Genomic DNA, 21,772 nt, shown 5'->3' with positions numbered 1-21,772 from the left:
ACCACCAGAAGGTATCGTAGTGGGTGATTCCCTCACTCAAGACGAAATCGAAGATGCGTACAACACTGGCTTCGGCTATCGTATCTCAGGAATCAACCCACGACGTGACGACCACGACCGACGGTATATTCTCCTCTTCGCCAATGAGGACGGACCCTACGGTGACTCGGTGACGCAAGGCCGATTCGAGTATATCGGTGAAGGACTCAGCGGAGACCAAAGCGAAAGTTCACCGGGAAACTCTGCGCTCATTGACGCACGAACTTCAGACACCCCGATTTACTTCTTCTATAAGGGAACCGAAGAGACAGGTTGGGAGTTTCAAGGACTTGTTGAGGTAGTTGATTACGAGTTCCAAGAGCAGGACGGGAGAGAGGTTCTGGTCTTCACGCTTGAGCATCGGGAGCAGCCAGATAGAACGGAACCATCAGAAGAGGAGATAAAAGAGGAACAGACCCAACTACAGCAAGCCACTGAATCGGAACCTCAGCTTACAAACGATGAAGAGCAGTACACAGAAAGCCGCCGGCGGGCGAGGGATACAGCCTTCGCACGATTAGTCAGAGACGCTTACGATGAGCAGTGTGCTATCTGTGGAAGCGCACGAGAATCGCCCGACGGGAATCCCGAAGTTGAGGCGGCACATATCTATCCGAAACGTAGAGGTGGCAGTGATGACGTGAGAAATGGGATTGCGCTCTGCAAACTCCACCACTGGGCCTTCGATTCGGGATGGTTGTCTCTTGCCGACGACCACGAAATTTTGATACACGAAGCTCCCGAGAGGAACGGCTATCACGAGTTCAAGCAACTCGAAGGCAGGCAGGTACGACTCCCCGACGAGGCGGAAGCTCAGCCTCACCCGATGTTTCTCGAAGAACACCGGGAACTTCACGGATTCAACAATGACTGAAATCGGCCTTGTCAGTTGCGTCAAGACCAAACGCGACAAACCGCATACTCCGAAAGAACTCTACACCTCTTCCTACTTCGAGAAGATGCGCTCCTACGCCGAACAGTACCACGACGATTGGTGGATACTCTCGGCCAAGCACGGTCTCCTTGACCCAGACGGCGACCCTATCGAACCATACAACGAAACACTCAGTGGCGCAAGAGTGGCAAAAAAGCGAGAGTGGTCGGAGAAGGTAGCCGACGAGATGGACGAGCAAGGCTTACTCTCAGGTGATGTGACACTTGCGTTCCACGCGGGCAAGGACTACTATGGCGAATTGCTCCCGCTCATCGAAGACTCAGGGGTTGCCATCGAGATTCCCACTGAAGGTTTAGCAATCGGGGAGAAGCAGGCGTGGTACAAGGAACGACTATGACGAGAGAAAAAGATATCGACCGATTCTACAGCTATCTCACCGAACTCGAAGAGGTAGTCGGTGGCAAGCAGAAACTCGGGGAGTGTACTGGCTACATGGACTGGCCCGACCGGGGAATCTACTTCTTCTTCGCCTCGGATGAGTATCGAGGTGAACAACTTCGATTGACTCGGGTAGGAACCCATGCCGTATCCTCTGGTAGTTCGACATCATTGTGGGACAGACTTCGAACTCATCGAGGGGCAAAGCGTGGGACGTATGAGGGAGGTGGAAATCATCGCGGCTCAGTATTCCGGAAGCGCGTCGGCGAGGCAATTATTGAGCGCGACGATTTCCACGACGAGTATCCTGAATGGGGAGTGGGGTCAAGCGCAGGACGGGAGCAGCGCGTTACAGAGTTAGAGCTGGAGCGGGCTGTGAGTGACTACATTCGAAACTTACCATTCCTGTGGGTCAATGTTGATGACGAACCAGGGCCGGGAAGTGACCGCGCCTACCTCGAACAGAATGCGATTGCACTCGTTAGCAATTACGAACGAGAGACGGTTGACCCGCGCCAGGATTGGTTAGGGCAGTACAGCCGGAGCGCGAAAATCCGTGAGTCGGGGTTGTGGAATGTGGACCATGTCGATGAGGAGTACGACCCCGCGTTTCTCGATGTGCTGCAGGAACAAATACAGCAGACGTCGTCGGCCTGAACCTGCTTTCTAACGTGTGTTTCTATGGCTCGTAGCGGTCGTGAGAAAGCGGCGTATGACAGTTTTGTTGCCAGAGGTAGCCGTGATTGTCATCGGTGAGTCCTCTGCACAACACAGAACTGTCCTTACTGACCACACTAACAGATGGGCAAGTTTTAATACAATATGGGCAGTACTGTCAGTGTGGAGGATGACCGTGACAATGGAAGCAACTGGCGAGGGCCTCACGTTCAAGCGCGAGGTCTCAGAGAGTACCGCCCTCAAAATAATGGAAATCGCGTTAGGTGATGACGTAGAATCTGACCAAGGATTAATTAGCGTCTCCCTCAGCGGGGAGGGTATCGGATTCGACAAAGAGGTGTCCGAGACCACTGGTGTCGGATTAATGGACGTGGCTGTTCACGAGGGAGCACATACTCTGGGTGAGGAAGAAAACGACAGCGAGGGGCTCCCCGATGACTTCATTGATAGGCTATCGAATAGGCAGCGAATCATGTTGAAGGTCCTACTGGATGCTGATGGAGAGTGGCTGAAGGGAAAGGAGATTCGACGGAGGATGAGAGAAGACTACGGCGCAGATGTGGGGCAAAGTGGACGTGCATCGGCGGGTATCATCGCAGGACTCACGCGGAAGTACGGTGAGGACCTACGACGGGATGTAATCGAGGGACGTTGGGCGGACGAGACTCAACAAAACTCTGAGCACAGAATCGGTGACAAGTACAAAGAAGAGATTAGGAAGGGGTTGGAAGAACAATGACCTTACCGAGTGACTTTTTCGAGAGATTGTCGCCAAAGAAAAATGCATTACTGAAGGTATTGCTGGATGCCGAAGGAAAGTGGGTGCGTGGTGTCGATATCCGTCAGCGGATGCGGGACGACCATGGTCTTTCCGTCCCTCATGACACGGGGGCGCTAAATATACATCTCAGCCATTGGGTACAGTGGTATTCTGAAGAGTTCCGGAGGGACCTTATCCCCGGTCGGTGGGAGGATGATTCTCGCACGCACGCAGAGTTTCGAATCGGGGAGAAGTATGAGGACGAGCTCCGTGACTGGTTCGGAAAATCGACATAGTCAAATCTGTATTGGCTTGGACAAGTAGAAAATCCTGACTCAAAACGACGTCCACTATCTCTCTTGTCCACATCCCAATTCGGCTATAGAACGACCGTATATGGACTCTACCAAGGAATTAAGTTGCCCCCGACCTTATCAAACATTGCAGAACGCAACACGCTGTCGGGTGCGCCCAGTGACCGGTTGAAATCGCACAAGGGATTCCGGAATCGCAGGACTGCGAAGCTGCTGTCGAATATTATTCAACCGGTACGTGGATGCCGCCTCCCGGATTTGAACCGGGGACAGCTCGATCTTCAGTCGAGTGCTCTCCCAGTCTGAGCTAAGGCGGCGCGCACTTCGACCGATGGCCAGTGTATAAAAAAGGATTTCGAAAGCGGGCGGTCCTACTCAGGGAAGGAACAGGTCCGCACTGTCGTAGCGCTCCCCGCAGTCGTCGCACTCGTACTCCGTGCCGTCGGTCGTCGAGACGTGGCCCTTGCACTGGGGACACGTCGAGCCGTCGATCATGTCTCGCGGTACCACAGACCGGGATAAATGGCTTTCGCCACGTGTTGCCGGGGCAACAGCACGGGTAGTCGGCGCGTCCTGCGCGAGAGGAGTAGATCTGTCGACGCCGGGGACGGTCGCGTCTATCCCGAGACTGGACGGTGATCACCCCGACCGTGTGTCACGATGGACATCTCGTCCACGTCGGTCCACGGCGCCGCTGGCGATTCGGTTCTGTCCTGTCGACATCTCTCGACAGACAGTCAAAGTGAGGTCAGTCGAAGAGCTCCCGGAACCGCGTCACACCCTCGTCGGAGCCGGCGACGACGAGTTCGTCGCCCCGGCGGATGTCGACGTCGGGGCCCAGTTCCGTGAGGACGTCGCCGTTGCGCTCGACCGCGATGACGGTACAGCCGGTCCGCGAGCGGATGTCGGCCTCGCCCAGCGTCGTCCCGGCGAGGCCGTCGGCGGTCGTCCGGACGACCTCGACCTGCTGGTCCATCGAGATGACGTCCTCCTCCCGGAGGATCGTCGAGGCGAGCATCCGGCCGCTGACCGTCGCCAGCGAGAGGACGTAGTCGGCGCCGGCGCGGTAGATCTTCTGGACGTTCTCGGTTCCCTCGGCGCGGGCGATAACCTCGACCTGCGGGTTCAGATCCCGGACGACCAGCGTCGCGAACTCGGTGTCGGTGTCCTTCGAGAGCGCAAGGATCACCGTCTGTGCCTCGTCGACACCGGCCCGCTCGAGGTCCGCGGGTTCGGTCGCGTCACCGACGACATCGACGGACTGCATGTCGTCGCGGTCGAGCACCGTGTAGGGGACGCCGGCAGCGGCGAACTCCCGACAGATCGTCTGGCCCACCTCGCCGTAGCCGACGACGACAGTCTCGCCCGAGCGGTACTCCCGGACGTTCGAGAGGGTCATCTTCTTGAGGGCTTCGAGCTGTGTCTCGGTGCCAGAGACCAGCAGAACGGTGCTCCCGTCGAGTTCGGCGTCGGGAGAGGGCGGGCTCTCGAACTGGCCGTGGAACCACGCGCCGATGACGTTGACACCGGTCTCCTCGCGGATGCCACTGTCGGCCAGCGTGGTCCCGACGAGGTCGCTCCCGCGATGGACCGGGAGTTCGGCGATGTCGAAGTCCTCACCGAGTTCGATGGAGTCGCCGAGCGTCGCCGAGACACCGGTTGTCACCTTGCCGGCCAGACTGCGACCGAGGATGCCACGTGGCGAGAGGACGACGTCGGCGCCCGCCAGTTCGTGGTAGCGCTCGCGGTCCGGTTCTTCGACGACGCTGATGGTCCGGACGTCCTCGTCGACCTCGCGGGCGGTGAGGACGATACTGGTGTTGACCTGATCGGAGTCGTCGGCGACGAGCGCGCGGGCCGCGGAGAGCCGGGCGTTCTCCAGGCCCTCGACGGACTGTGGATCGGCGTGGATGACGTGGTAGCCCTCGTCGTAGAGGTCGTTGGCCGTCTCGCGGTCGGGTTCGACGATCACGTAGTCGACGTCCCACGTCTCCAGTTCCGTGACCAGTGTCTCCCCGCGCGGGGTGAACGTACAGATGACGATGTGGTTCTCGATGTCGGACTCGACGGCGACCGGGGCCTTCGTCGCCATCGCCTCCTCGAACAGCGGAAAGAGCAGGACCGGCAGCGCCAGGAAGATGAGGACGACACCGGTGACGTCCATCAGGATGACGAACACGCGCATCACGTCGGTGTCCCACGGTGCGTCGGAGCCGTAGCCAGTCGTCGTGAACGTTTCGACGACGACCTGCAACGAGTGGAGGAACTCACGGGGCCGGTTCTCGAAGGCAGTCATCCCGTAGTCGTAGGCCAGCGTGTACGCGAGGATGACACCGACGAGCCCCACGACGTACAACAGCGTCCGACGTTGCCAGGTGTCCATCTACCCCTTGTTACTGGGTCGAGCCATACCAGTGTTGGTACCGAGCGACGGTCAGACAGACAGGTGACATTTGTGACAGATTGGCAGTCAGACGAGCGGCCGACACCGGGCAGACGTGTTCCGTATACCGCCTCCGTCCCACACTTTCACTTTCGCCGCGGTTCGACTGGTTTTATATCATCGGGGGTGCATACTCCGGATGCAGTCACACGCTCCCCCCTAACATTTGGTTCTCCCGCAGGTTGAACACCCCACAGCGAGTAGGCCGCGCCATGCTCTCGCTGGACGACGTGCTGGCTGCACGGGACCGGGTCGCAGAGACCTCCCGACACACGCCACTGGATTACTCGCATACCTTCTCGTCGATGACTGGGGCGAACGTACACCTCAAACTCGAACTGTTCCAGCGCACCGGGGCGTTCAAGATCCGCGGGGCCACCAACCGCATCGCGACGCTGTCACAGGCCGAACAGGACGCCGGCGTGGTGACCGCGAGTGCGGGCAACCACGCACAGGGCGTCGCGCTGGCGGCGACACGCGCGGGCGTGGACTCGAAGATCGTCATGCCCGAGCACGCCCCCATCTCGAAGGTCGAGGCGACCCGGAACTACGGCGGCGAGGTCGTCCTCTCGGGCCGTGACTACGACGAGGCGGCCGAACGCGCTCACGAGATCGAACGCGAGGAGGGGCGGACCTACATCCACGCCTTCGACGACGAGATGGTGATGGCCGGCCAGGGGACCGTCGGTCTGGAGATCTACGAGGACCTCCCCGGCGTCGAGACGGTCGTCGTCCCGATCGGTGGGGGCGGCCTCATCAGCGGCATCGCTACTGCCCTCAAGGGAAAGAATTCGGATATCCGTGTCGTCGGCGTCCAGGCCGAAGGCGCCGCCAGCGTCGCCGAGTCCCTGGAGAAGGGCGAGCGGGTCGTCCGCGACGAGGTGCGGACGATCGCCGACGGCATCGCCACGCGGACGATCGGCGACCGGACCTTCGAGGTGATCAAAGAGCGCGTCGACGAGGTGGTGACCGTCGACGACTCCGAGATCGCCGTCGCGCTGACGACACTGCTGGAACGGTCGAAGATCATGACCGAAGGTGCCGGCGCCGTCGCACTGGCGGCCGTCCTCGAAGACCGCTTCGACTACGCCGAGGGCGAGACCATCGTCCCGGCGCTATGTGGCGGAAACATCGATCTCAACACCCTGACGAACGTCATCATGCGCGGCCTGGTCGAGACCGGACGGTACATCAAGATCCGGACGGTCCTGACCGACCATCCCGGCGCACTGGAACGACTCGTCGCCGTGCTCTCGGCCGAGCAGGTCAACATCTACGGCATCGAGCACGACCGTACCAGCCGTGACGTGGCCATGGACGACGCCGAGGTGGAACTGGACCTCGAAACGCGAGGCCACGACCACGTCGAGTCGGTCCTCGCGGCGCTGCGCGAGGAAGGGTATCCCGTCGACGTCCTCGTCTGAGCGAGGAGTTTTAAGCCGCTGGCGGTCGCGCACCCGGTATGAAAGAGACGGTCCACACCGACGACGCACCGGCCGCCGTCGGCGCGTACAGCCAGGCGACGACCACCGACGACCTCGTGTTCACCGCCGGCCAGATCCCGCTGACCCCCGAGGGAGACCTGCTCGACGGCGCCGCCGTCGACGTCCAGACCGAGCAGGCACTGGAGAACCTCCAGGCGATCCTCGAGGAGGCCGGCACCACGATGGACGACGTCCTGAAGGTGACGGTGTACCTCGACGACATCGAGGACTTCGACGCGATGAACGACACCTACGAGACGTTCTTCGACGACGAACCGCCGGCGCGGTCGGCCGTCGCGGTCGCCGACCTTCCGAAGGGCGCCGCCGTCGAGATCGAGGCCATCGCCGCGAAGTGATGGAACCGGCGACGAAATCCAGTCTGCTGTGGGGTGTCGTGGGCGCGCTCTCGTTCCTGGTGCTCGTCCAGGGGTACGAACTACTCGCGAGCCAACCCATCTCCGCAGCGGTCAAGGTCGGCGTGGCGCTGGCCGTCGGCGTCGGCGCGACCGCCCTGACTCACGCCGCCCGCGGGCGTCTGCCGCGAAACGAAAGCCCTTAACCGACGGCCCGCACACCCTCAATTGCGAGCCAGAGTGGCCGAACCTGGTAAGGCGCACGCCTGGAAAGCGTGTTCCCATTCGGGATTCTGGGTTCAAATCCCAGCTCTGGCGTGGTTCTTCACCGACCGACTCCCGGGTAGTGTGAGGGACAGGTCCACCACCACGTGTCTCCGTGGGTACAACACAGCGGCTCTGGACGGCCAGGGTCGGCCTACAGCCGTTCCAGACAGTCCCGGCAGTACGTGAACGCGGTGTCGTTGACGGTCCCGCAGTGCTGGCACGTGCGGCCGTCCGATGCCTCGTCCGCAGCGGGCGGGTGTGGCGCACCCCGGCGCTGTCGCTCGCGGCCCTCGCGGACGATGCCGACGAGGACCGGCACGGCCGCTGCGAGCGCAGCCAGCAGCAGTACCGTGACGACGAGCAGGTACAGTTGGCCGGGATCGAGCACGACCGGACTACGCGCTCGACGGCCGTAGCTCCTCGGTCACTCCCAGGCGAACAGTTCGATGGTGTACCCCTCCGGGTCCTCGACGAAGGCCGCGTACGCTCCGGCCTCCGGGATCGAGGTCGGCTCCAACACGGCCGCGCCGCCGGCCTCGATGGCCGCCTGGAACTGTGTGTCGACGTCGTCGACGGTGAACGCGACGTGGTCGACGTCCGCTCGACCGGGCGCGATGGGTGTCGTCCGGTCGGGGTCGTACCGCAACTGTAGATCGCCGTCGCCGCCGGATCGACCGAGGTAGACGTTCTCGACGCCGTTCAGCGTGAACCGGTTGGTCTCCTCGAACCCGAGCGCGTCGTAGAACGCCATCGCGCGATCGAGATCGGAGACACAGAGTGCGACGTGTGCGAGATCCATAGCCGAGCGGTTCGGGACCCCCCGGGATGACTGTACCGGTGTGGTGACTCTCACCGTCGCCGGTACTTTCACCCTCCAGACACAATTGACGACGAGATGGGCGCGTCGGAACCCACGACACTCCTGCTCGACTACACGCAGGACAAGATCGCGGTCCTCGATGCGTCGGGGACCTACACCTACGTCAACGCGGCTGCCGAGCCGATACTGGGGTACGAACCGGCGGCCCTAGAGGGGACGAACGCCTTCGAGTACGTCCATCCCGAGGACCGCGAGGAACTCCGGACGGGCTTCGAGCAGGTGGTCGAGGCCGACGGCTACGCCGCCGATACGTCCACGTACCGGTATCGAGCCAGCGACGGCGAGTGGGTCTGGCTGGAGAGTCGGATGTCGAACGTGACAGACAGCGGTATCGACGGCTACGTCGTGAGTTCACGTCCCGTCACCGACCGGATCGAAGCCGAGCGCGAGCGCCGCGAGACCCAGGAACGGCTCGCGGAACTGGCCGACGCGACCGACGATGTCCTCTGGGTATTCGACGCGAACTGGGAGGAAGTGCTGTTCGTCAATCCCGCCTACGAGGGGGTGTACGGCCGACCCGTCGAGGCTCTCGAAGGGGACCCTCAGAGCTTTCTGGACTGTGTCTACCCGCCAGATCGCGAGGCCGTCGAGGCGGGACTCGAACGGCTCTCGAACGGTGAATCGGTCGATATAGAGTACCGAGTGAACCCGAAGACCGAGTACAACCGCTGGGTCTGGGTGCAGGGCGAACCGATCGTCGAGGACGACGAGGTCGTCCGGATCGCGGGGTTCAGCCGGGACGTCACCCACCGACGGCGTCGGGAACGACAGCTCGCAGTACTCGACAACTTCCTGCGACACAACATCCGGAACCAGTTGAACGTGGTCATCGGCGGGGCGGAGACCCTCGAACACGATCCAACGGGGAACGTCGAACTCCAGGCGACGATGATCCGCCGTGCGGGCGAGGCGCTGCTGGAGACGGCCGAGAAACAGCGCGACATCGTCGACATACTGACCGAGCAGCCGCGGACGGCGACGACGGACATCGCCGATGCTGTCCGGCGGTCGGTCGCGACGCTCCGCGAGCAGTATCCCGACGTGGACATCGAGACCGACCTCCCGGAGACGGCGGTCGTCGACGGCCCCGGCGAACTGGAGTGTGCCGTGGCGGAACTCGTCGAGAACGCGATCCGGCACAACCAGACTGGCACACCGTGGGTCCGGATCACCGTCGAGCAGGACGGGGACCAGGTCGAGGTCGCCGTCAGCGACAGCGCGGCACCGATCCCGGAGTACGACCGCAACGTCCTGCTGGGCGACCACGAGATGTCGGCGGTCAACCACAGCCGTGGCTGTGGCCTCTGGCTCGTCTACTGGACCGTCGACCTCGCGAACGGATCGATCAGCCACGACGTCGACGACGTCGGGAACACGGTCACGCTGTCGCTCTCCACGGCCAGCTGATCGCCCAGGCGAGCCACATTTAGGTCGGCCGTCCCTTGCCCGGCCATGGAGTACACCACACTCGGTTCGACCGGGATGGAAGTCAGCAAGATCTGTCTGGGCTGTATGAGCTTCGGGAGCGACCGCGAGTGGATGCTCGACCGGGAGGAGGGCCGCGAACTCGTCGAGCGCGCCATCGAACTCGGCGTGAACTTCTTCGACACCGCCAACGTCTACTCGGCGGGCGAGAGCGAGGAGATCCTCGGCGACGTGCTGGCCGACTACGACCGCGACGAGCAGGTCGTCGCCACGAAGGTCCGCTTCCCCGGTGCCGACGACCACCGCAACGCGCGCGGCCTCTCCCGGAAGACCATCGAGCAGGAACTGGCCAACTCCCTGGACCGGCTGGGAATGGACACCGTCGACCTCTACCAGATCCACCGCTGGGACGACGACACGCCCATCGAGACGACGCTCCGGGCGCTGGACGACACTGTCCGGCGTGGCCAGGTGCGCCACATCGGTTCCTCCTCGATGTGGGCCCACCAGTTCCAGCGCGCACTCCAGATCAGCGACCGCGAGGGACTGGCTCGCTTCGAGACGATGCAGGACCTCTATCACCTGACCTACCGCGAGGAGGAGCGCGAGATGCTGCCGCTGTGTGACCGCGAGGACGTCGGCGTCATCCCGTGGAGCCCGCTCGGTGCGGGCTACCTGGCTCGCCCCCACGAGGAGTTCACGGCCACGACACGGGGCGTCCACGAGAACGAGAACGCCGAGGTCCCCTACGACGAGGGTCCGGGGAGCAAGGAGATCAACGAGCGCGTTCAGGAACTGGCCGCCGACCACGGCGTGACGATGGCCCAGATCGCGCTGGCCTGGCACTTCGAGAACGACAACACGACCGCGCCGATCCTGGGGACCTCCAGTATCGAGCACCTGGAGGAGGCCGTCGAGGCGCTGGAGATCGACCTCTCGGCGTCGGACGTGGCGTATCTGGAGGAGCCCTACGAGCCGGTGGCGGTGTACGGGCACGAGTAGCGGGATTCCGAACGGAGTGAGGAATCCCGACAACGAGCGGGGAATGCGAGGCGCGAGGCGCCTTGTCTGTGAACGGGGAACGTAGTGACCCGCGAGTAGCGAGACTCCGAGCACAGCGAGGGGTCTCGACGGAACGGCGACCAGCGGGAGCCGTGGAGTAGCGGATTCCGAGCACAGCGAGAGGGCGCGAAAGAACTGACCGGGCGTCCCCCGACGCCTCACAGGTCCGCGTAGAACCGGAGGAGGCCACAGTCGGGGCACGCGACGGTCTGTACCGGCTTGGACTCGGTCAGGCCCAGTTTCCCCAGCACCCCGGCCTTCTCGTCGCCGGTCTTGATCTTCGGGTTCGAGGCGTCGTACATCCTGAACTCGACGGACTCCATCGCGACGTCGCAGTCGGGGCAGTGGACGGTCTCCATAGCCAGGTCTGTGGACGGGGCGCCAAAGGGCGTTATCCCGCGACCGGCGGGACCGGCGCGGCCGGTGTTACAGCAGTTCTCCCTCGGCCACCGGGACGACGCTGCCGCCGACCTCGACGGTGATCGTCTCGCCGCTCGCATCTGCAGCGAGTTCCAGCAGCGACGGGCGCCCCAGCTCGTAGCCCTGTTCGACGCGGACGTCGACGGTGTCGTCGCCGAAGTACTCGTGGCGGGCCAGATACGCCGCGAGACAGCCGTTCGAGGAACCGGTCGCCGGGTCCTCGGGGACGTCGTAGAACGGCGCGAACACGCGGTCTGCGAGGTCGTTGGCGTCGTCTCTGGGGTCCGGACAGAACGCCAGGACGTTCTTGGCCTCGCGGTCGCCGGTCACCCGGTCGTAGGCTGCTCGGTCGAGGTCGATGCTCGTCAGCGCGTCGCGGTCGACCAGCGGGACGACGATAGTCGGCAGGCCCGTCGAGACAATCTGGACAGGCCAGTCGGTGTCGAGCGCGTCGACGGACAGGCCCAGCACTTCGGCGAGGTCCGCGTTGGCGAGCGTGTCGCCGAACGTGGGGGGCTGCTGGGTCATCCACAGGGACTCGCGATCGCCGTCGGATCGTGTCTCGACGGGGACCGCGCCGACCTGGAGATCTAGTGTCACCGTCGCCGGGCGGCCGTCGGCGAGGTGCTCGCGGATCACCTGGGCGGTCCCGAGCGTCGGGTGGCCGGCGAAGGGGACCTCCGCGGCGGGCGTGAAGATGCGGACCGGCCACGCCTCATCTGTGGGCGGGCCGGTGACGAACGTCGTCTCGGAGAAGCCCATCTCCGCGGCGATGGCCTGCATCTCGGCGGTCGCGAGGTCGCCGGCGTCCTGAACGACCGCGAGCTGGTTGCCGGCGTAGCGCTGGCGGGCGAACACGTCGACGATGTGGAACGGGCGGGACATACGGCAGGCCAGGCGAGCATCGACAAAGAGCCTGAGGGAGCCGTGGTACCACACCGCTTTGGTCGTGGCGGCCGCCGACCCGGTATGGACACTGTCGCGGTCGTCTGCTACGACGGATTCGACGAACTGGACGCCATCGGGCCCTACGAGGTCTTCGAGAACGCGGCGCGTGCCGGCGCGACGTGGGACGTGAGCCTCCGCTCGGTCGAGCCTAGCGAGACGGTGACCGCCAGCCACGGCCTCCGTGTCGAACCGGACGGCCCGCTCGAAGCCGTCGACCCGGACCTGCTGGTCGTCGCCGGCGGCGGGTGGAACGCACAGGGTGAGCAGGGCGCGTGGGCGGAAGCCGAGCGCGGGGTCCTGCCGAAGCAGATCTCGACAGCCCACGAGCGTGGCGCGACGGTGGCGGGCGTCTGTACCGGTGGGATGGTGCTGGCACGAGCGGGCATCCTCGACGGCCGACCGGCGGTCACCCACCAGGGCGCTATCGAGGACCTCCAGGCGACCGACGCCGAGGTGGTCGACGCCCGCGTCGTCGACGACGGCGACGTGCTGACCGCCGGTGGCGTCACGTCCGGGTTGGACCTCGCGTTCCACGTCGTCGAACGCGAGTGGGGCGCCGACGTGGCCGGACAGGTCGCCCGGGAGATGGAGTACGAACGACGCGGGCGTGTCTACCGGCCGAACAGGGAGTCGGAGCGGTAGTTTTATACTGCTGTGTAAAGCATGCTTTACACGTAAAGCGACCTTTACGACAAGCGCGCTTTACGTGGTTCCCGATGACGACTGTAACCAACCCCACGACGTACCGACGCACGTATTTCGGACTCTGGGCCGGAGGTGGCCTCGCGCTGGCGCTGCTGATCGCCGCTGGCAACCCGCTAGCCGGCGTCGCCGGCTTCGCGCTGGCGGCCGTCGCCGCCACGGCCCTCCAGTACCGCACGCCAGTCATGTTCGACGAGCGGGACACGACGGTGTTCCAGGAGGCCGGCGCCAACACCATCGCCGCCGTCGGGATGAGTTCGGCGATGGTCTTCCCGACGATGACGGCCCTCCGAGCGCTGGGCATGGTCGAGTGGCCGCTCTGGTTCGTCCACCTCGCGTGGTTCGTCACCGGCCTGTTCGCGCTGTGGGCCCTGCTGGTCGGCGTCGCACGGGCGAAACGATGAGGAACTCGCTCCCGGAGCTCCGCGAGGAACACGGCGAGAGCCAGGCCGACCTGGCCGCCGCCGTCGAGGTGACCCGCCAGACCATCAACGCCGTCGAGCGCGACCGCTACGACCCGTCGCTCGACCTGGCGTTCAAGCTGGCCGACCACTACGACTGCGCGATAGAGGACATCTTCTCGCCCGAGTAGCGCCGGACCCCCCGGACCGGCTCCCTACGCGTTCGCGTGGGCCTCGTTGAGCAGGTCCTGAACGTTGACCGGCTCGCCGCGCTCGGCGCTCTCGATGGCCGCGAAGACGATAGCCATGGATTCGAGGACGGCGTCGACGTTGGTCTGCATCCGCTCGTCGCCGTCGAGCCACTCGCAGAACTGCTCGATGAGCCACGTGTTCTCCCAGGAGGGGCGCTCGTCGAGCGGGATCGGTTCGCCCTCGGGTTTCTTCGCCCAGTCACCGACCGCCTCGGGTTTGAACGGGTACCGCGTCAGTTCGCGGTGGTCCAGCACGATGGTCTCGTCACGGCACTCCGCGCGGAACTGCTCGTGGCCCCAGCCGTTCAGCGCCGCCGCGTTGGCGTAGCTGCCCTCGTACTGGACGCGGGTCCCGTCGGCGAAGTACATCGTCACGAGGCCGGTACAGTCGCCCTCGTAGTCGGCGGCGTCGGGGACCCACGTGTCGGCGTAGACCTCCTCGCAGGGCGCGTCGACGAGCGACGCGAGGATGTCCAGGTGGTGGACGGCGCCGTCGAGCAACAGCAGGTCGTCCATGTCGTGGACGTAGTCGGAGTAGAGTCCCCGCTCACGGACGTTCCCCGTGTAGCGGGCCGAGAGGTAGTCGACGGGACTGGCCTCACGGACCGCGCGGCGGAACGTCGTCTTGTCCTGGTCGAAGCGATGGCTCATCGTGATGCCCATCTTCTTGTCCGCCTGGCGGACTTTCTTGGCGATTCGCACGGAGCCCTCCAGCGTGTCCGCGATGGGTTTCTCCGAGAGGATGTGACAGTCGTGTGCCAGCGCGATGTCGACGACCGGTTCGTGGGCGGCCGGCGGCGTCACCACGGAGACGAAATCAGCCTCGCGTTCGCTCAGTGCCGTCTCCAGGTCGGTGTAACAGCGCTCGGCGTCGAGATTCAGTTGGTTACGTGCCAGCGTGAGTCGGTCCGGGTCGGTGTCGACGGCGGCGACCACTTCGATGCGGTCGGCCGCGACGTTGGGGGGAATCGACTGTTCGACCCAGTGGTGCCCGCGACCACCGAGGCCGACGTGTACCATCCGGTAGGTCATATCCGGGATACCGTGGCCAGGGGTAAAGGTACAACTATTCGGCGTCGGGGAACGATATCTCCCGTTCGAGCCCGTCGTCGGGGACGAACACCTCGCCGTCGAAGACCTCGGCGGCCTCCGTGGCCAGCCGGTCGGTCTGGCCGGCGTAGCGCGTCGAGATGTGTGTCAGTGCCAGCGCGCGGACGCCGGCCCGCGAGGCGATCTGTCCGGCCTCGCGAGCGGTCGAGTGGGCCGTCGCCCGGGCGCGGTCGGCCCGGTCCTGGGCGAAGGTGGCGTCGTGGACGAGCAGATCGGCGTCCTCGCTGGCCGCGACGACGCTGTCGGTCGGCCGGGTGTCGCCGGTGTAGACGAACGTCCGGCCGGGGCGGGCCGGGCCGACGACTTCCTCGGGCTGGATGGTCCGCCCGTCGTGTTCGACCGGTTCGCCGCGGTGGAGCTTCGAGTACTTCGGGCCCGGCGGGATACCAAGTTCCTCCTCGGCCTTCTGGCGGTCGAACCGTCCCTTGCGGTCGGCCTCGGCGAGGACGTAGCCGACCGACGCACAGCGATGGGTCGTCTCGATGGCCCGGACCGCGTAGTCCGCCCCGTCCAGCGCGACATCGCCGGCGGATACCTCGTTGATACGGACCGGGAAGGATGGTTTCGTCCCGTTGGCCTCGATGAGCTGGCGGAGGTTTCCACGGGTGCCGGCGGGCGTGTGGACGGCGATGGGCTCCTCGCGGTCGTTGAAATCGAACGTCTGGAGCAACCCCGGAATCCCCAGGACGTGGTCACCGTGGAGGTGGGTCACGAACAGGTGATCGACGGCGAATCCGGTTCCGTATCGCATCATCTGGCGCTGGGTTCCCTCGCCACAGTCGAACAGGAGGTAGTCACCGTCCTTGTTGACGAACAGCCCGCTGGTGTTGCGCTGGGTCGTCGGCACGGCCCCACTCGTCCCGAGGAACGTCACTCGCATCTCGTCCCGTCGTCGGCCGTCGACGGGTAAACGCGTGTCGAAAGTCCCTGACTCTCGGGACCGTCCGGGTGCGGGACCGCGACAACAGTCAGTAAATATATCATTTCTCGGCTGAGTGGGAGAGAGCGACGGGCCCACCTCAGGTACCGTAAGTCCGCCATATCACCGTCGGTAGGCCACAAACGCCCGGCCTTGTGCCGCTATAGGAGTCCGTTTCCCAGGGTAATCCTCGGGAACCGATACTGTTCAAATGTGAACAATTATACCGATTTATCCGCGACTCGCGGGTCAGTTGGACTGGCTATGGACACAGTCACAGAGAAGTTGACATCGCTGACGATGGTCGTCCTGCTGGTCGTGTCGACGCTGACAGTCGTCGCGTTTGTCGGTCCGGGCGCCGCACAGGCAGGGAACGCAGCGGGCAACGCGTCCGTCTCCTTTTCCGACCAGTCGACCGACGGAACGGCGGTCACGGTCGACTCGGTGAACCTCTCGGAGGGCGGGTTCGTCGCCATCCACAACGACAGCCTCCTGGCCGGTGACGCCGTCGGCAGCGTCATCGGTGTCTCGGAGTACCTCGGACCAGGCGTCCACGAGAACGTCACGGTCACGCTGTTCGACGTCCCCGGTGCGTCCTTCGACGACGACGAACTCGACGCGAACCAGACGCTCATCGCGATGCCTCACCTCGACACCAACGGCAACGAGACCTACGACTTCGTCGCCACTGGTGGGACCGCCGACGGTCCCTACCTCGACAACGGACAGGCCGTCACCGACAGCGCGAACGTCACCCTGGTCCAGGAGACCACCGGCGAGTCGTTCGCAGTGAGCGCGCTCTCGGTCCCGTCCGTCGTCCAGCGCGGGACCAACCAGAGCGTCACCGCGACGGTGACCAACCCCAACGACGTCACGGAGACACAGGCCGTAAGCTTCCGGTTCGATGGCGACCTCGTGGCGAGTGACGAGGTGACACTCGGTCCCGGCGAGTCGACGACGGTCTCGTTCCCGCTCAACACCACCGTCGCCGAGGGGACGTACTTCCTGGGCGTCTACACCCGGACACGCGGCCAGCCCGCACAGGTCGGAATCGTCGACGAGATCGAATCCTTCGGCGTCACGAGCCTCTCGGCGCCCGCGACAGCGACCGTCGGTGACACGATCGCGGTGAACGCGACGATCACCAACCCGAACCCGTTCGCGCTCACCCAGTCCGTCGAGTTCCGGTTCAGCGGTGACCAGCTCGCGACACAGAACGTCACACTGCCCGCGAACGACTCCACGGAGGTCACCTTCAGCGCCGACACGACGGCTATCCCCGCCGGGACCTACATCCACAGCGTGTTCACCGAGGCCCGGGGGCAGTCGGCACTGATCACGCTCACGGACCCGACAGCACCACCGACAACCAACGAGTCGGCGACGGTCTCGTTCTCGGACCAGTCGACCGACGGGGAGACCGTCACGGTCGACTCGGTGAACGTCTCGGAGGGCGGGTTCGTCGCCATCCACAACGACAGCCTCCTGGCCGGTGACGCCGTCGGTAGCGTCATCGGCGTCTCGGAGTATCTGACGCCGGGGGTCCACGAAAACGTCACGGTCACGCTGTTCGACGTCCCCGGCGCGGTCTTCGACGACGACGAACTCGACGCGAACCAGACGCTCATCGCCATGCCCCACCTCGACACCAACGGCAACCAGATATACGACTTCGTCGCCACCGGCGGCAGTGCCGACGGCCCCTACACAGACAACGGTTCGGCAGTCACCGACAGCGCGAACGTCACCGTGAGCGACGATGACGACAACGGCGAGGGCCCGCCGTCGCCGTTCCCCGGTAACGACACCACCAACGAATCGTCGCCGACCGCCTCGGGCTGACACCCTGTCACCCGTTCACATTTATACCGGAGGCTGTCGTATCGCCCCCTATGAAGTTCGTCATCGTCGGCTACGGTCGTGTTGGCTCGCGGACCGCGCGCATCCTCCAGAGTGAAGGCCACGACGTCAGCATCGTCGAGACCGACCTCGAGAAGGCAGATCGAGCCAGAGACGCGGGATTCCCCGTCGTCGAGGGCGACGGCACCGAGGAGGGCGTCCTCGAAGAGGCCGGCATCGAGGACGCGGACGCAATCGGCGGGCTGACCGGCGACCTCAACACCAATTTCACTGCCTGCATGGTCGGCAAGGAGTACGGCTGTCGGACCGTCCTGCGCATCGACGCCGACTACCGCGAGGAGATCTACGAGAAGTACGCCGCCGACGTCGACGAGATCATCTATCCCGAGCGCCTCGGTGCTGCCGGCGCGAAGACGGCGCTACTGGGCGGGGACTTCAACGTCTTCGCGGACCTCACGGAGAAACTCTCCATCGCCAGCGTCCGCATCCCCGAGGACTCGCCGGTCATCGGGAAGCGCGTCGTCGAACTGGAACTGCCCGGCGACGCGCGCGTCTACGCCCACGGTCGCGCTCACGAGTCGATGACTATCCCGCTCCCCCAGACCGAGATCGAAGCGGGTGACAGCGTCGCCGTCATGGCCGCCCCGGACGGACTCGACGCCGTGCGAGCGGCGTTCCGCGGCGAAGCCTCTGCCTGAGACCGGAACGGAGAGGGGTATGGGGTATCCGGGCGCGCTGTGGGAGGATAGGATAGGATTGGTCGCCGGTGCGCGCCCGTTTCGGTCGAGGGTTCCTCGGGAAATAAACACCCGTCAGACGCACGGCAGACGGTACGGCTTTCTGCGCGCCAGCCGAGGGACAGATATGACCTGGGCCGACCTCTTCGAGCGCGCCAGCGAGTACGAGACGACCGTCGAGCACGTCCGTGAGACGCTCTCGGAGCGACGTGGCGATGTCTGAGGCGTCGCCGGCCCGCGTCGTCGCCGATGCGGACGTCCTCGCGGCCGACCTCCTGTGTGGCGACGGCCCGGCCCGCGAGGCCCTGGACCACGTGCGCCGTCACTCCTGGATGACACTCGTCGCCAGCGACCCGCTCCTCGAGGACGCCGAGGCGGTGGTCGCCGCGGTGAGCGAGCCGTCACTGGCGGCCGACTGGCGCGAGCGGGTCGAACGCGAGCGCGAGGCCGTCGACCATCCCGACGGCGACCATCCGGCGCTGGCGTCGGCCTACCGCGGCGGGGCCGCACACCTGCTGTCCTACGACGAGGAGCTGGCCAGCGCACAGACCGGCGCCGCGCTGCAGTCCCACATGCAACTGAGCGTCCGGCCGCCCGACGCCTTCGCCCGCCTGTTCGACCCCGAATCGCTGTATCTCGCCGTCGAGGGCGGCGAGTACTCCGGCCCCGATCGGGACCCGCGGGCGTGAGCTTTCGCGGCGGGAGCCGTCGAATTTTTGCCCGCGAGGGACGAACCATCGTCGTACCGATATGCTGGCCCAACTCCGCAACCCCGAGTACACGGGAGAGAACCGCTGTCTCCCCTGTACGGCAGTCAACAGCGTCATCGCGGTCGTGCTCGCTGCAGCGGTCGGTGCCGGAGCGGCCGCCGTCACGACTGTGGCGCTCGCTGGGGCCGCCGCCGGGGCCGTCCTGGGCCTCTCGGCGCTCGCAATCTGGCTGCGCGGCTATCTGGTGCCGGGGACGCCGGAACTGACCAAACAGTACATGCCGCCCTGGCTGCTCGCCTGGTTCGGCAAGGAACCGGCCCCGCAGGCCGGCACCAGCCACTTCGAGGCCGAGGACGTCGACCTGGAGACGATGCTGCTGGAACTCGACGTGCTCGAACCCTGTGCGGAGGTCGACGACCTCTGTCTGACCGATACCTTCGACGAGGTCTGGGCCCGCGAACTCCAGCGGGTCCCCGAGACCGTCGACGCCGACCGGTTGGTCGAACTGCTCGGCCTGGAAGCGGTCGACATCGGCGTCCAGACCTTCGACGACGCGGTTGTCATCACTCGCGAGGGCGAGCAACTGGGCCAGTGGCCCTCGAACACGGCACTGCGGGTCGACGTCGCCGCTGCCCGGGCGTTCGCGGACTGGACCGACGAGTGGCCGAAACTGTCGCCGGGCGCCCGCGGCGAGGTGCTGGCGGGCCTGCGCGTGTTCGTCCGGGAGTGTCCCGACGGCAGTTCGGCGACGTTCACGACTGACACCGTCGAATCCTGCTGTTCGAGCTACGAGGTCGTCACCGTCGTCTGCGAGGGCAACGGCGATCGGCTCCTGGAACAACCGGTGAGCTAGCGGCCCGCTCCCTTCTCGGACCGGTCACCGTCTCGACCCTCGTTTACCAGTCGCGCGACCCGCCGGGTCACCGACCGGGGCGCGACCCGCCCGAGGAGGTCGACGGCGCGCATCAGCCGACTCGGGATGACGACGGTCTCGCCAGCGACCAGGCCGTCGTAAGCCGCCTCGGCGACCGCGTCCGGGGAGTTCGTCGTCACCGACCCGACCGTCGAATCACCCATCCCCGCGCGGTCCTGGAACTCCGTCTCGACGGGGCCGGGACAGACCACCGTCACGTCGACCGGCGTCCCGCGCAGTTCCTCGGCGATGGCCTGCGAGAAGCTGTTGACGTAGGCTTTGCTGGCGTAGTAGCCGGGCAGGAACGGGCCGGGCTGGAAACCGGCCATCGACCCGACCGACAGCACCGCGCCGCCGTCGCCGAACTCGTCGAGGAAGAGCCGCGTCAACTCGACCGGGAGGACGACGTTGAGTCGCAACTGCGTCCGCTCGGCGTCGAGGTCCGCCTCCGCGAAGCGGCCGTACGTGCCGACGCCGACGTTGTTGACGAGGACACCGATATCCAGGCCACGGTCGGTGATCCGCTCGTAGAGGTCCAGTGCTGCCCGCGTGTCGTCCAGATCCATCACGATGGGCGTCGCAGTGACGCCGTGGTCGCGCTCGATGGCGGCCGCCAGCGAGCGGAGTCGGTCCTCGCGGCGAGCGACGAGCACGACGTCGTGGCCGTTGGCGGCGAACTCGCGAGCGAGTGCGGCGCCGATACCCGCCGACGCGCCCGTGATCAGCGCCGTCCCGGCGACGGTCATCGGTCGGCGTACCAGGCGGCGAACGCTTCCAGCGCACGGCCGCGGTGGGAGACAGCGTTCTTCTCGCCGGTGCTCATCTCGGCGAAGGTGGTCCCGTCGTGCTCGAAGATGGGGTCGAAGCCGAAGCCGCCGTCACCCCGCGGGGCGACGATGACTCCGTCGACACGACCCTCGAACAGCGCGACGGGCGGTTCGTCGTCGTCCCCCTCGTGGACCCGCTCGGCAACGACGGGGTCGCCGTCGCAGTACGCGATGACGGTCTTGAACGCCGCCGAGCGGTCGGCCTCGGGTTCGGTCATGCGCCAGAGCCGTTCGACGCCGACGGTGTCCTCGACGTACGAGGAGTACGGGCCGGGGAAGCCGTCGAAGGCGTCGACGAACAGGCCCGCGTCGTCGACGACGACCGGCCCCTCTGCGGCCCAGTAGGCCGATCGTGCGCCGTGTGCGGCCACGGTCGCGAGGTCGTCGGCCTGGACCTCGGGGTAGTCGAAGTCGAACTGCTCGACGTTGTCGTCCAGGTACGTCGTCGCCTCCCTGACCTTCCCAGGGTTGGTCGTCACGAAGTTGAGCATACCGACGGAGGGCGCCCGACGGGGAAAGAGCCGTCGAAAGCCGCCACTACCGGCCCGGAAACAGTCGGAGAACAGCGCGTGTCGGCGTCAGTCGACGACGACTTCGACGGGTTCGTCCTCGCCCTCATCGTCGAAGGCCTCCTCGTCGCCGCCGCGTTCGAGGTACAGCATCACACCGGCGACCAGCAGCACGACCCACGCGCGCCAGTTCGCGAGGTTCAGCGTGTAGCCGATGCCGAAGGGCTTCTCGACGAGCATCCCCTCGCCGGGCTTCCAGTACGAGGACACGAGGCGCTTGAGGCTCGGTCGCTCGAAGTTGTACGGCACGCCAAAGAGGGTCCCGGACTGTGGCTTGTCGTCCATACTCTCTGGTACTGCCCCGGGCGTTAAGTCATTTGTCACCTCGGCAGCGATGACGGCGGACCGGTACGTCGACCCTACCGGC

The 21,772-nt window shown here is 65.1% G+C and carries 26 protein-coding genes and 2 tRNA genes; 17 read left to right on the top strand and 11 right to left on the bottom strand.

From position 1 onward, the window contains the following. Nucleotides 1-19 precede the first annotated feature (19 nt). From Hhyl2_RS13340 to Hhyl2_RS13325, 4 genes are all read left to right on the top strand, one after another. Nucleotides 20-913: an HNH endonuclease gene (locus tag Hhyl2_RS13340; protein WP_483551261.1), complete on the top strand. Its 894-nt coding sequence runs from the start codon at nt 20-22 to the stop codon at nt 911-913. Next, nucleotides 906-1,331 (top strand): DUF6884 domain-containing protein, encoded by a 426-nt coding sequence (locus Hhyl2_RS13335; protein ID WP_483551260.1) that lies wholly within the window; start codon nt 906-908, stop codon nt 1,329-1,331. Before Hhyl2_RS13340 ends, Hhyl2_RS13335 begins: the two co-directional genes overlap by 8 nt. Continuing rightward, the gene (locus Hhyl2_RS13330) at nt 1,328-2,029 is read left to right on the top strand and encodes a GIY-YIG domain-containing protein (protein WP_483551259.1); all 702 of its coding nucleotides are present in this window, start codon (nt 1,328-1,330) and stop codon (nt 2,027-2,029) included. Before Hhyl2_RS13335 ends, Hhyl2_RS13330 begins: the two co-directional genes overlap by 4 nt. A gap of 202 nt (nt 2,030-2,231) precedes the next feature. Beyond that, nucleotides 2,232-2,789, top strand: a complete 558-nt coding sequence (locus Hhyl2_RS13325) for a hypothetical protein (RefSeq protein ID WP_483551258.1) — start codon at nt 2,232-2,234, stop codon at nt 2,787-2,789. Nucleotides 2,790-3,367: 578 nt separating this feature from the next. Here Hhyl2_RS13325 and Hhyl2_RS13320 read toward each other — a convergent pair. Further along, a tRNA-Phe gene (locus Hhyl2_RS13320) sits at nt 3,368-3,441 on the bottom strand. A 431-nt stretch (nt 3,442-3,872) separates the two neighbouring features. After that, entirely contained in the window at nt 3,873-5,507 is a 1,635-nt protein-coding gene (locus Hhyl2_RS13315) for a potassium channel family protein (RefSeq protein ID WP_483551257.1), read from the bottom strand. A gap of 272 nt (nt 5,508-5,779) precedes the next feature. Between Hhyl2_RS13315 and ilvA the strand changes: the two genes are divergently transcribed. The 4 genes from ilvA to Hhyl2_RS13295 all read left to right on the top strand — a co-directional run bounded on the left by ilvA (nt 5,780) and on the right by Hhyl2_RS13295 (nt 7,722). Beyond that, nucleotides 5,780-6,991: a threonine ammonia-lyase gene (ilvA, locus tag Hhyl2_RS13310; RefSeq protein ID WP_483551256.1), complete on the top strand. Its 1,212-nt coding sequence runs from the start codon at nt 5,780-5,782 to the stop codon at nt 6,989-6,991. 38 nt (nt 6,992-7,029) lie between these two features. Further along, a complete protein-coding gene (locus Hhyl2_RS13305) occupies nt 7,030-7,407 on the top strand; it encodes a Rid family detoxifying hydrolase (RefSeq protein ID WP_483551255.1) in 378 nt (125 codons plus the stop codon). Continuing rightward, on the top strand, nt 7,407-7,610 hold the full coding sequence (locus tag Hhyl2_RS13300; RefSeq protein WP_483551254.1) for a DUF7981 family protein: 204 nt from the start codon (nt 7,407-7,409) through the stop codon (nt 7,608-7,610). Before Hhyl2_RS13305 ends, Hhyl2_RS13300 begins: the two co-directional genes overlap by 1 nt. Nucleotides 7,611-7,638: 28 nt before the next feature. Then, nucleotides 7,639-7,722, top strand: a tRNA-Ser gene (locus tag Hhyl2_RS13295). Nucleotides 7,723-7,822: 100 nt separating this feature from the next. On the opposite strand, the gene Hhyl2_RS13290 is transcribed toward Hhyl2_RS13295, so the two are convergent. Together Hhyl2_RS13290 and Hhyl2_RS13285 are read right to left on the bottom strand one after the other, a co-directional pair. Beyond that, nucleotides 7,823-8,059 (bottom strand): DUF7577 domain-containing protein, encoded by a 237-nt coding sequence (locus Hhyl2_RS13290; protein WP_483551253.1) that lies wholly within the window; start codon nt 8,057-8,059, stop codon nt 7,823-7,825. Between the two features lie 36 nt (nt 8,060-8,095). Continuing rightward, nucleotides 8,096-8,470 (bottom strand): VOC family protein, encoded by a 375-nt coding sequence (locus Hhyl2_RS13285; protein WP_483551252.1) that lies wholly within the window; start codon nt 8,468-8,470, stop codon nt 8,096-8,098. Nucleotides 8,471-8,566: 96 nt separating this feature from the next. Between Hhyl2_RS13285 and Hhyl2_RS13280 the strand changes: the two genes are divergently transcribed. Next, on the top strand, nt 8,567-9,958 hold the full coding sequence (locus tag Hhyl2_RS13280) for a PAS domain S-box protein (protein ID WP_483551251.1): 1,392 nt from the start codon (nt 8,567-8,569) through the stop codon (nt 9,956-9,958). Between the two features lie 45 nt (nt 9,959-10,003). Further along, complete coding sequence (locus Hhyl2_RS13275; RefSeq protein WP_483551250.1) at nt 10,004-10,978, top strand: aldo/keto reductase; 975 nt, start codon at nt 10,004-10,006, stop codon at nt 10,976-10,978. Nucleotides 10,979-11,196: 218 nt separating this feature from the next. Here the strand turns inward: Hhyl2_RS13275 and Hhyl2_RS13270 are convergent, their stop codons facing one another. Further along, nucleotides 11,197-11,397: a hypothetical protein gene (locus Hhyl2_RS13270; RefSeq protein ID WP_483551249.1), complete on the bottom strand. Its 201-nt coding sequence runs from the start codon at nt 11,395-11,397 to the stop codon at nt 11,197-11,199. A 67-nt stretch (nt 11,398-11,464) separates the two neighbouring features. Further along, a complete protein-coding gene (locus Hhyl2_RS13265; RefSeq protein ID WP_483551248.1) occupies nt 11,465-12,343 on the bottom strand; it encodes a PhzF family phenazine biosynthesis protein in 879 nt (292 codons plus the stop codon). Nucleotides 12,344-12,427: 84 nt separating this feature from the next. On the opposite strand from Hhyl2_RS13265, the gene Hhyl2_RS13260 reads away from it, so the two are divergent. The 3 genes from Hhyl2_RS13260 (at nt 12,428) to Hhyl2_RS13250 (ending at nt 13,700) form a co-directional block, all read left to right on the top strand. Next, a complete protein-coding gene (locus tag Hhyl2_RS13260) occupies nt 12,428-13,048 on the top strand; it encodes a DJ-1/PfpI family protein (RefSeq protein WP_483551247.1) in 621 nt (206 codons plus the stop codon). 74 nt (nt 13,049-13,122) lie between these two features. After that, nucleotides 13,123-13,512 carry a DUF2178 domain-containing protein gene (locus Hhyl2_RS13255; RefSeq protein WP_483551246.1) on the top strand — a complete coding sequence of 130 codons (390 nt, stop codon included), beginning with the start codon at nt 13,123-13,125 and terminating at the stop codon, nt 13,510-13,512. Further along, a complete protein-coding gene (locus tag Hhyl2_RS13250; protein ID WP_483551245.1) occupies nt 13,509-13,700 on the top strand; it encodes a helix-turn-helix transcriptional regulator in 192 nt (63 codons plus the stop codon). Before Hhyl2_RS13255 ends, Hhyl2_RS13250 begins: the two co-directional genes overlap by 4 nt. 24 nt (nt 13,701-13,724) lie before the next feature. Here Hhyl2_RS13250 and Hhyl2_RS13245 read toward each other — a convergent pair whose 3' ends face one another. Together Hhyl2_RS13245 and rnz are read right to left on the bottom strand one after the other, a co-directional pair. Next, nucleotides 13,725-14,792 (bottom strand): Gfo/Idh/MocA family protein, encoded by a 1,068-nt coding sequence (locus Hhyl2_RS13245; RefSeq protein WP_483551244.1) that lies wholly within the window; start codon nt 14,790-14,792, stop codon nt 13,725-13,727. Between the two features lie 34 nt (nt 14,793-14,826). Continuing rightward, complete coding sequence (gene rnz, locus Hhyl2_RS13240) at nt 14,827-15,750, bottom strand: ribonuclease Z (protein WP_483551243.1); 924 nt, start codon at nt 15,748-15,750, stop codon at nt 14,827-14,829. Nucleotides 15,751-16,053: 303 nt separating this feature from the next. On the opposite strand from rnz, the gene Hhyl2_RS13235 reads away from it, so the two are divergent. The 4 genes from Hhyl2_RS13235 (at nt 16,054) to Hhyl2_RS13220 (ending at nt 19,949) form a co-directional block, all read left to right on the top strand. After that, on the top strand, nt 16,054-17,631 hold the full coding sequence (locus Hhyl2_RS13235; RefSeq protein WP_483551242.1) for a DUF7282 domain-containing protein: 1,578 nt from the start codon (nt 16,054-16,056) through the stop codon (nt 17,629-17,631). 50 nt (nt 17,632-17,681) lie between these two features. After that, on the top strand, nt 17,682-18,347 hold the full coding sequence (locus Hhyl2_RS13230; protein ID WP_483551241.1) for a potassium channel family protein: 666 nt from the start codon (nt 17,682-17,684) through the stop codon (nt 18,345-18,347). A gap of 254 nt (nt 18,348-18,601) precedes the next feature. Beyond that, nucleotides 18,602-19,075 (top strand): DUF7384 family protein, encoded by a 474-nt coding sequence (locus Hhyl2_RS13225; protein ID WP_483551240.1) that lies wholly within the window; start codon nt 18,602-18,604, stop codon nt 19,073-19,075. A 61-nt stretch (nt 19,076-19,136) separates the two neighbouring features. Next, nucleotides 19,137-19,949 carry a DUF8054 domain-containing protein gene (locus Hhyl2_RS13220; protein WP_483551239.1) on the top strand — a complete coding sequence of 271 codons (813 nt, stop codon included), beginning with the start codon at nt 19,137-19,139 and terminating at the stop codon, nt 19,947-19,949. Here the strand turns inward: Hhyl2_RS13220 and Hhyl2_RS13215 are convergent. From Hhyl2_RS13215 to Hhyl2_RS13205, 3 genes are all read right to left on the bottom strand, one after another. After that, nucleotides 19,946-20,755 (bottom strand): SDR family NAD(P)-dependent oxidoreductase, encoded by an 810-nt coding sequence (locus tag Hhyl2_RS13215; protein ID WP_483551238.1) that lies wholly within the window; start codon nt 20,753-20,755, stop codon nt 19,946-19,948. The two genes, Hhyl2_RS13220 and Hhyl2_RS13215, sit on opposite strands and share 4 nt — an antisense overlap. Beyond that, a complete protein-coding gene (rdgB, locus tag Hhyl2_RS13210; RefSeq protein ID WP_483551237.1) occupies nt 20,752-21,327 on the bottom strand; it encodes an RdgB/HAM1 family non-canonical purine NTP pyrophosphatase in 576 nt (191 codons plus the stop codon). Before rdgB ends, Hhyl2_RS13215 begins: the two co-directional genes overlap by 4 nt. Before the next feature lie 87 nt (nt 21,328-21,414). Further along, nucleotides 21,415-21,690: a DUF5808 domain-containing protein gene (locus Hhyl2_RS13205; RefSeq protein ID WP_483551236.1), complete on the bottom strand. Its 276-nt coding sequence runs from the start codon at nt 21,688-21,690 to the stop codon at nt 21,415-21,417. Nucleotides 21,691-21,772 lie beyond the last annotated feature (82 nt).

The organism is Haloarcula sp. H-hyl2, assembly GCF_056934385.1.
The sequence above is the reverse complement of the archived record's forward strand: the minus strand, read 5'-3'. Positions and strand labels throughout refer to the sequence as shown.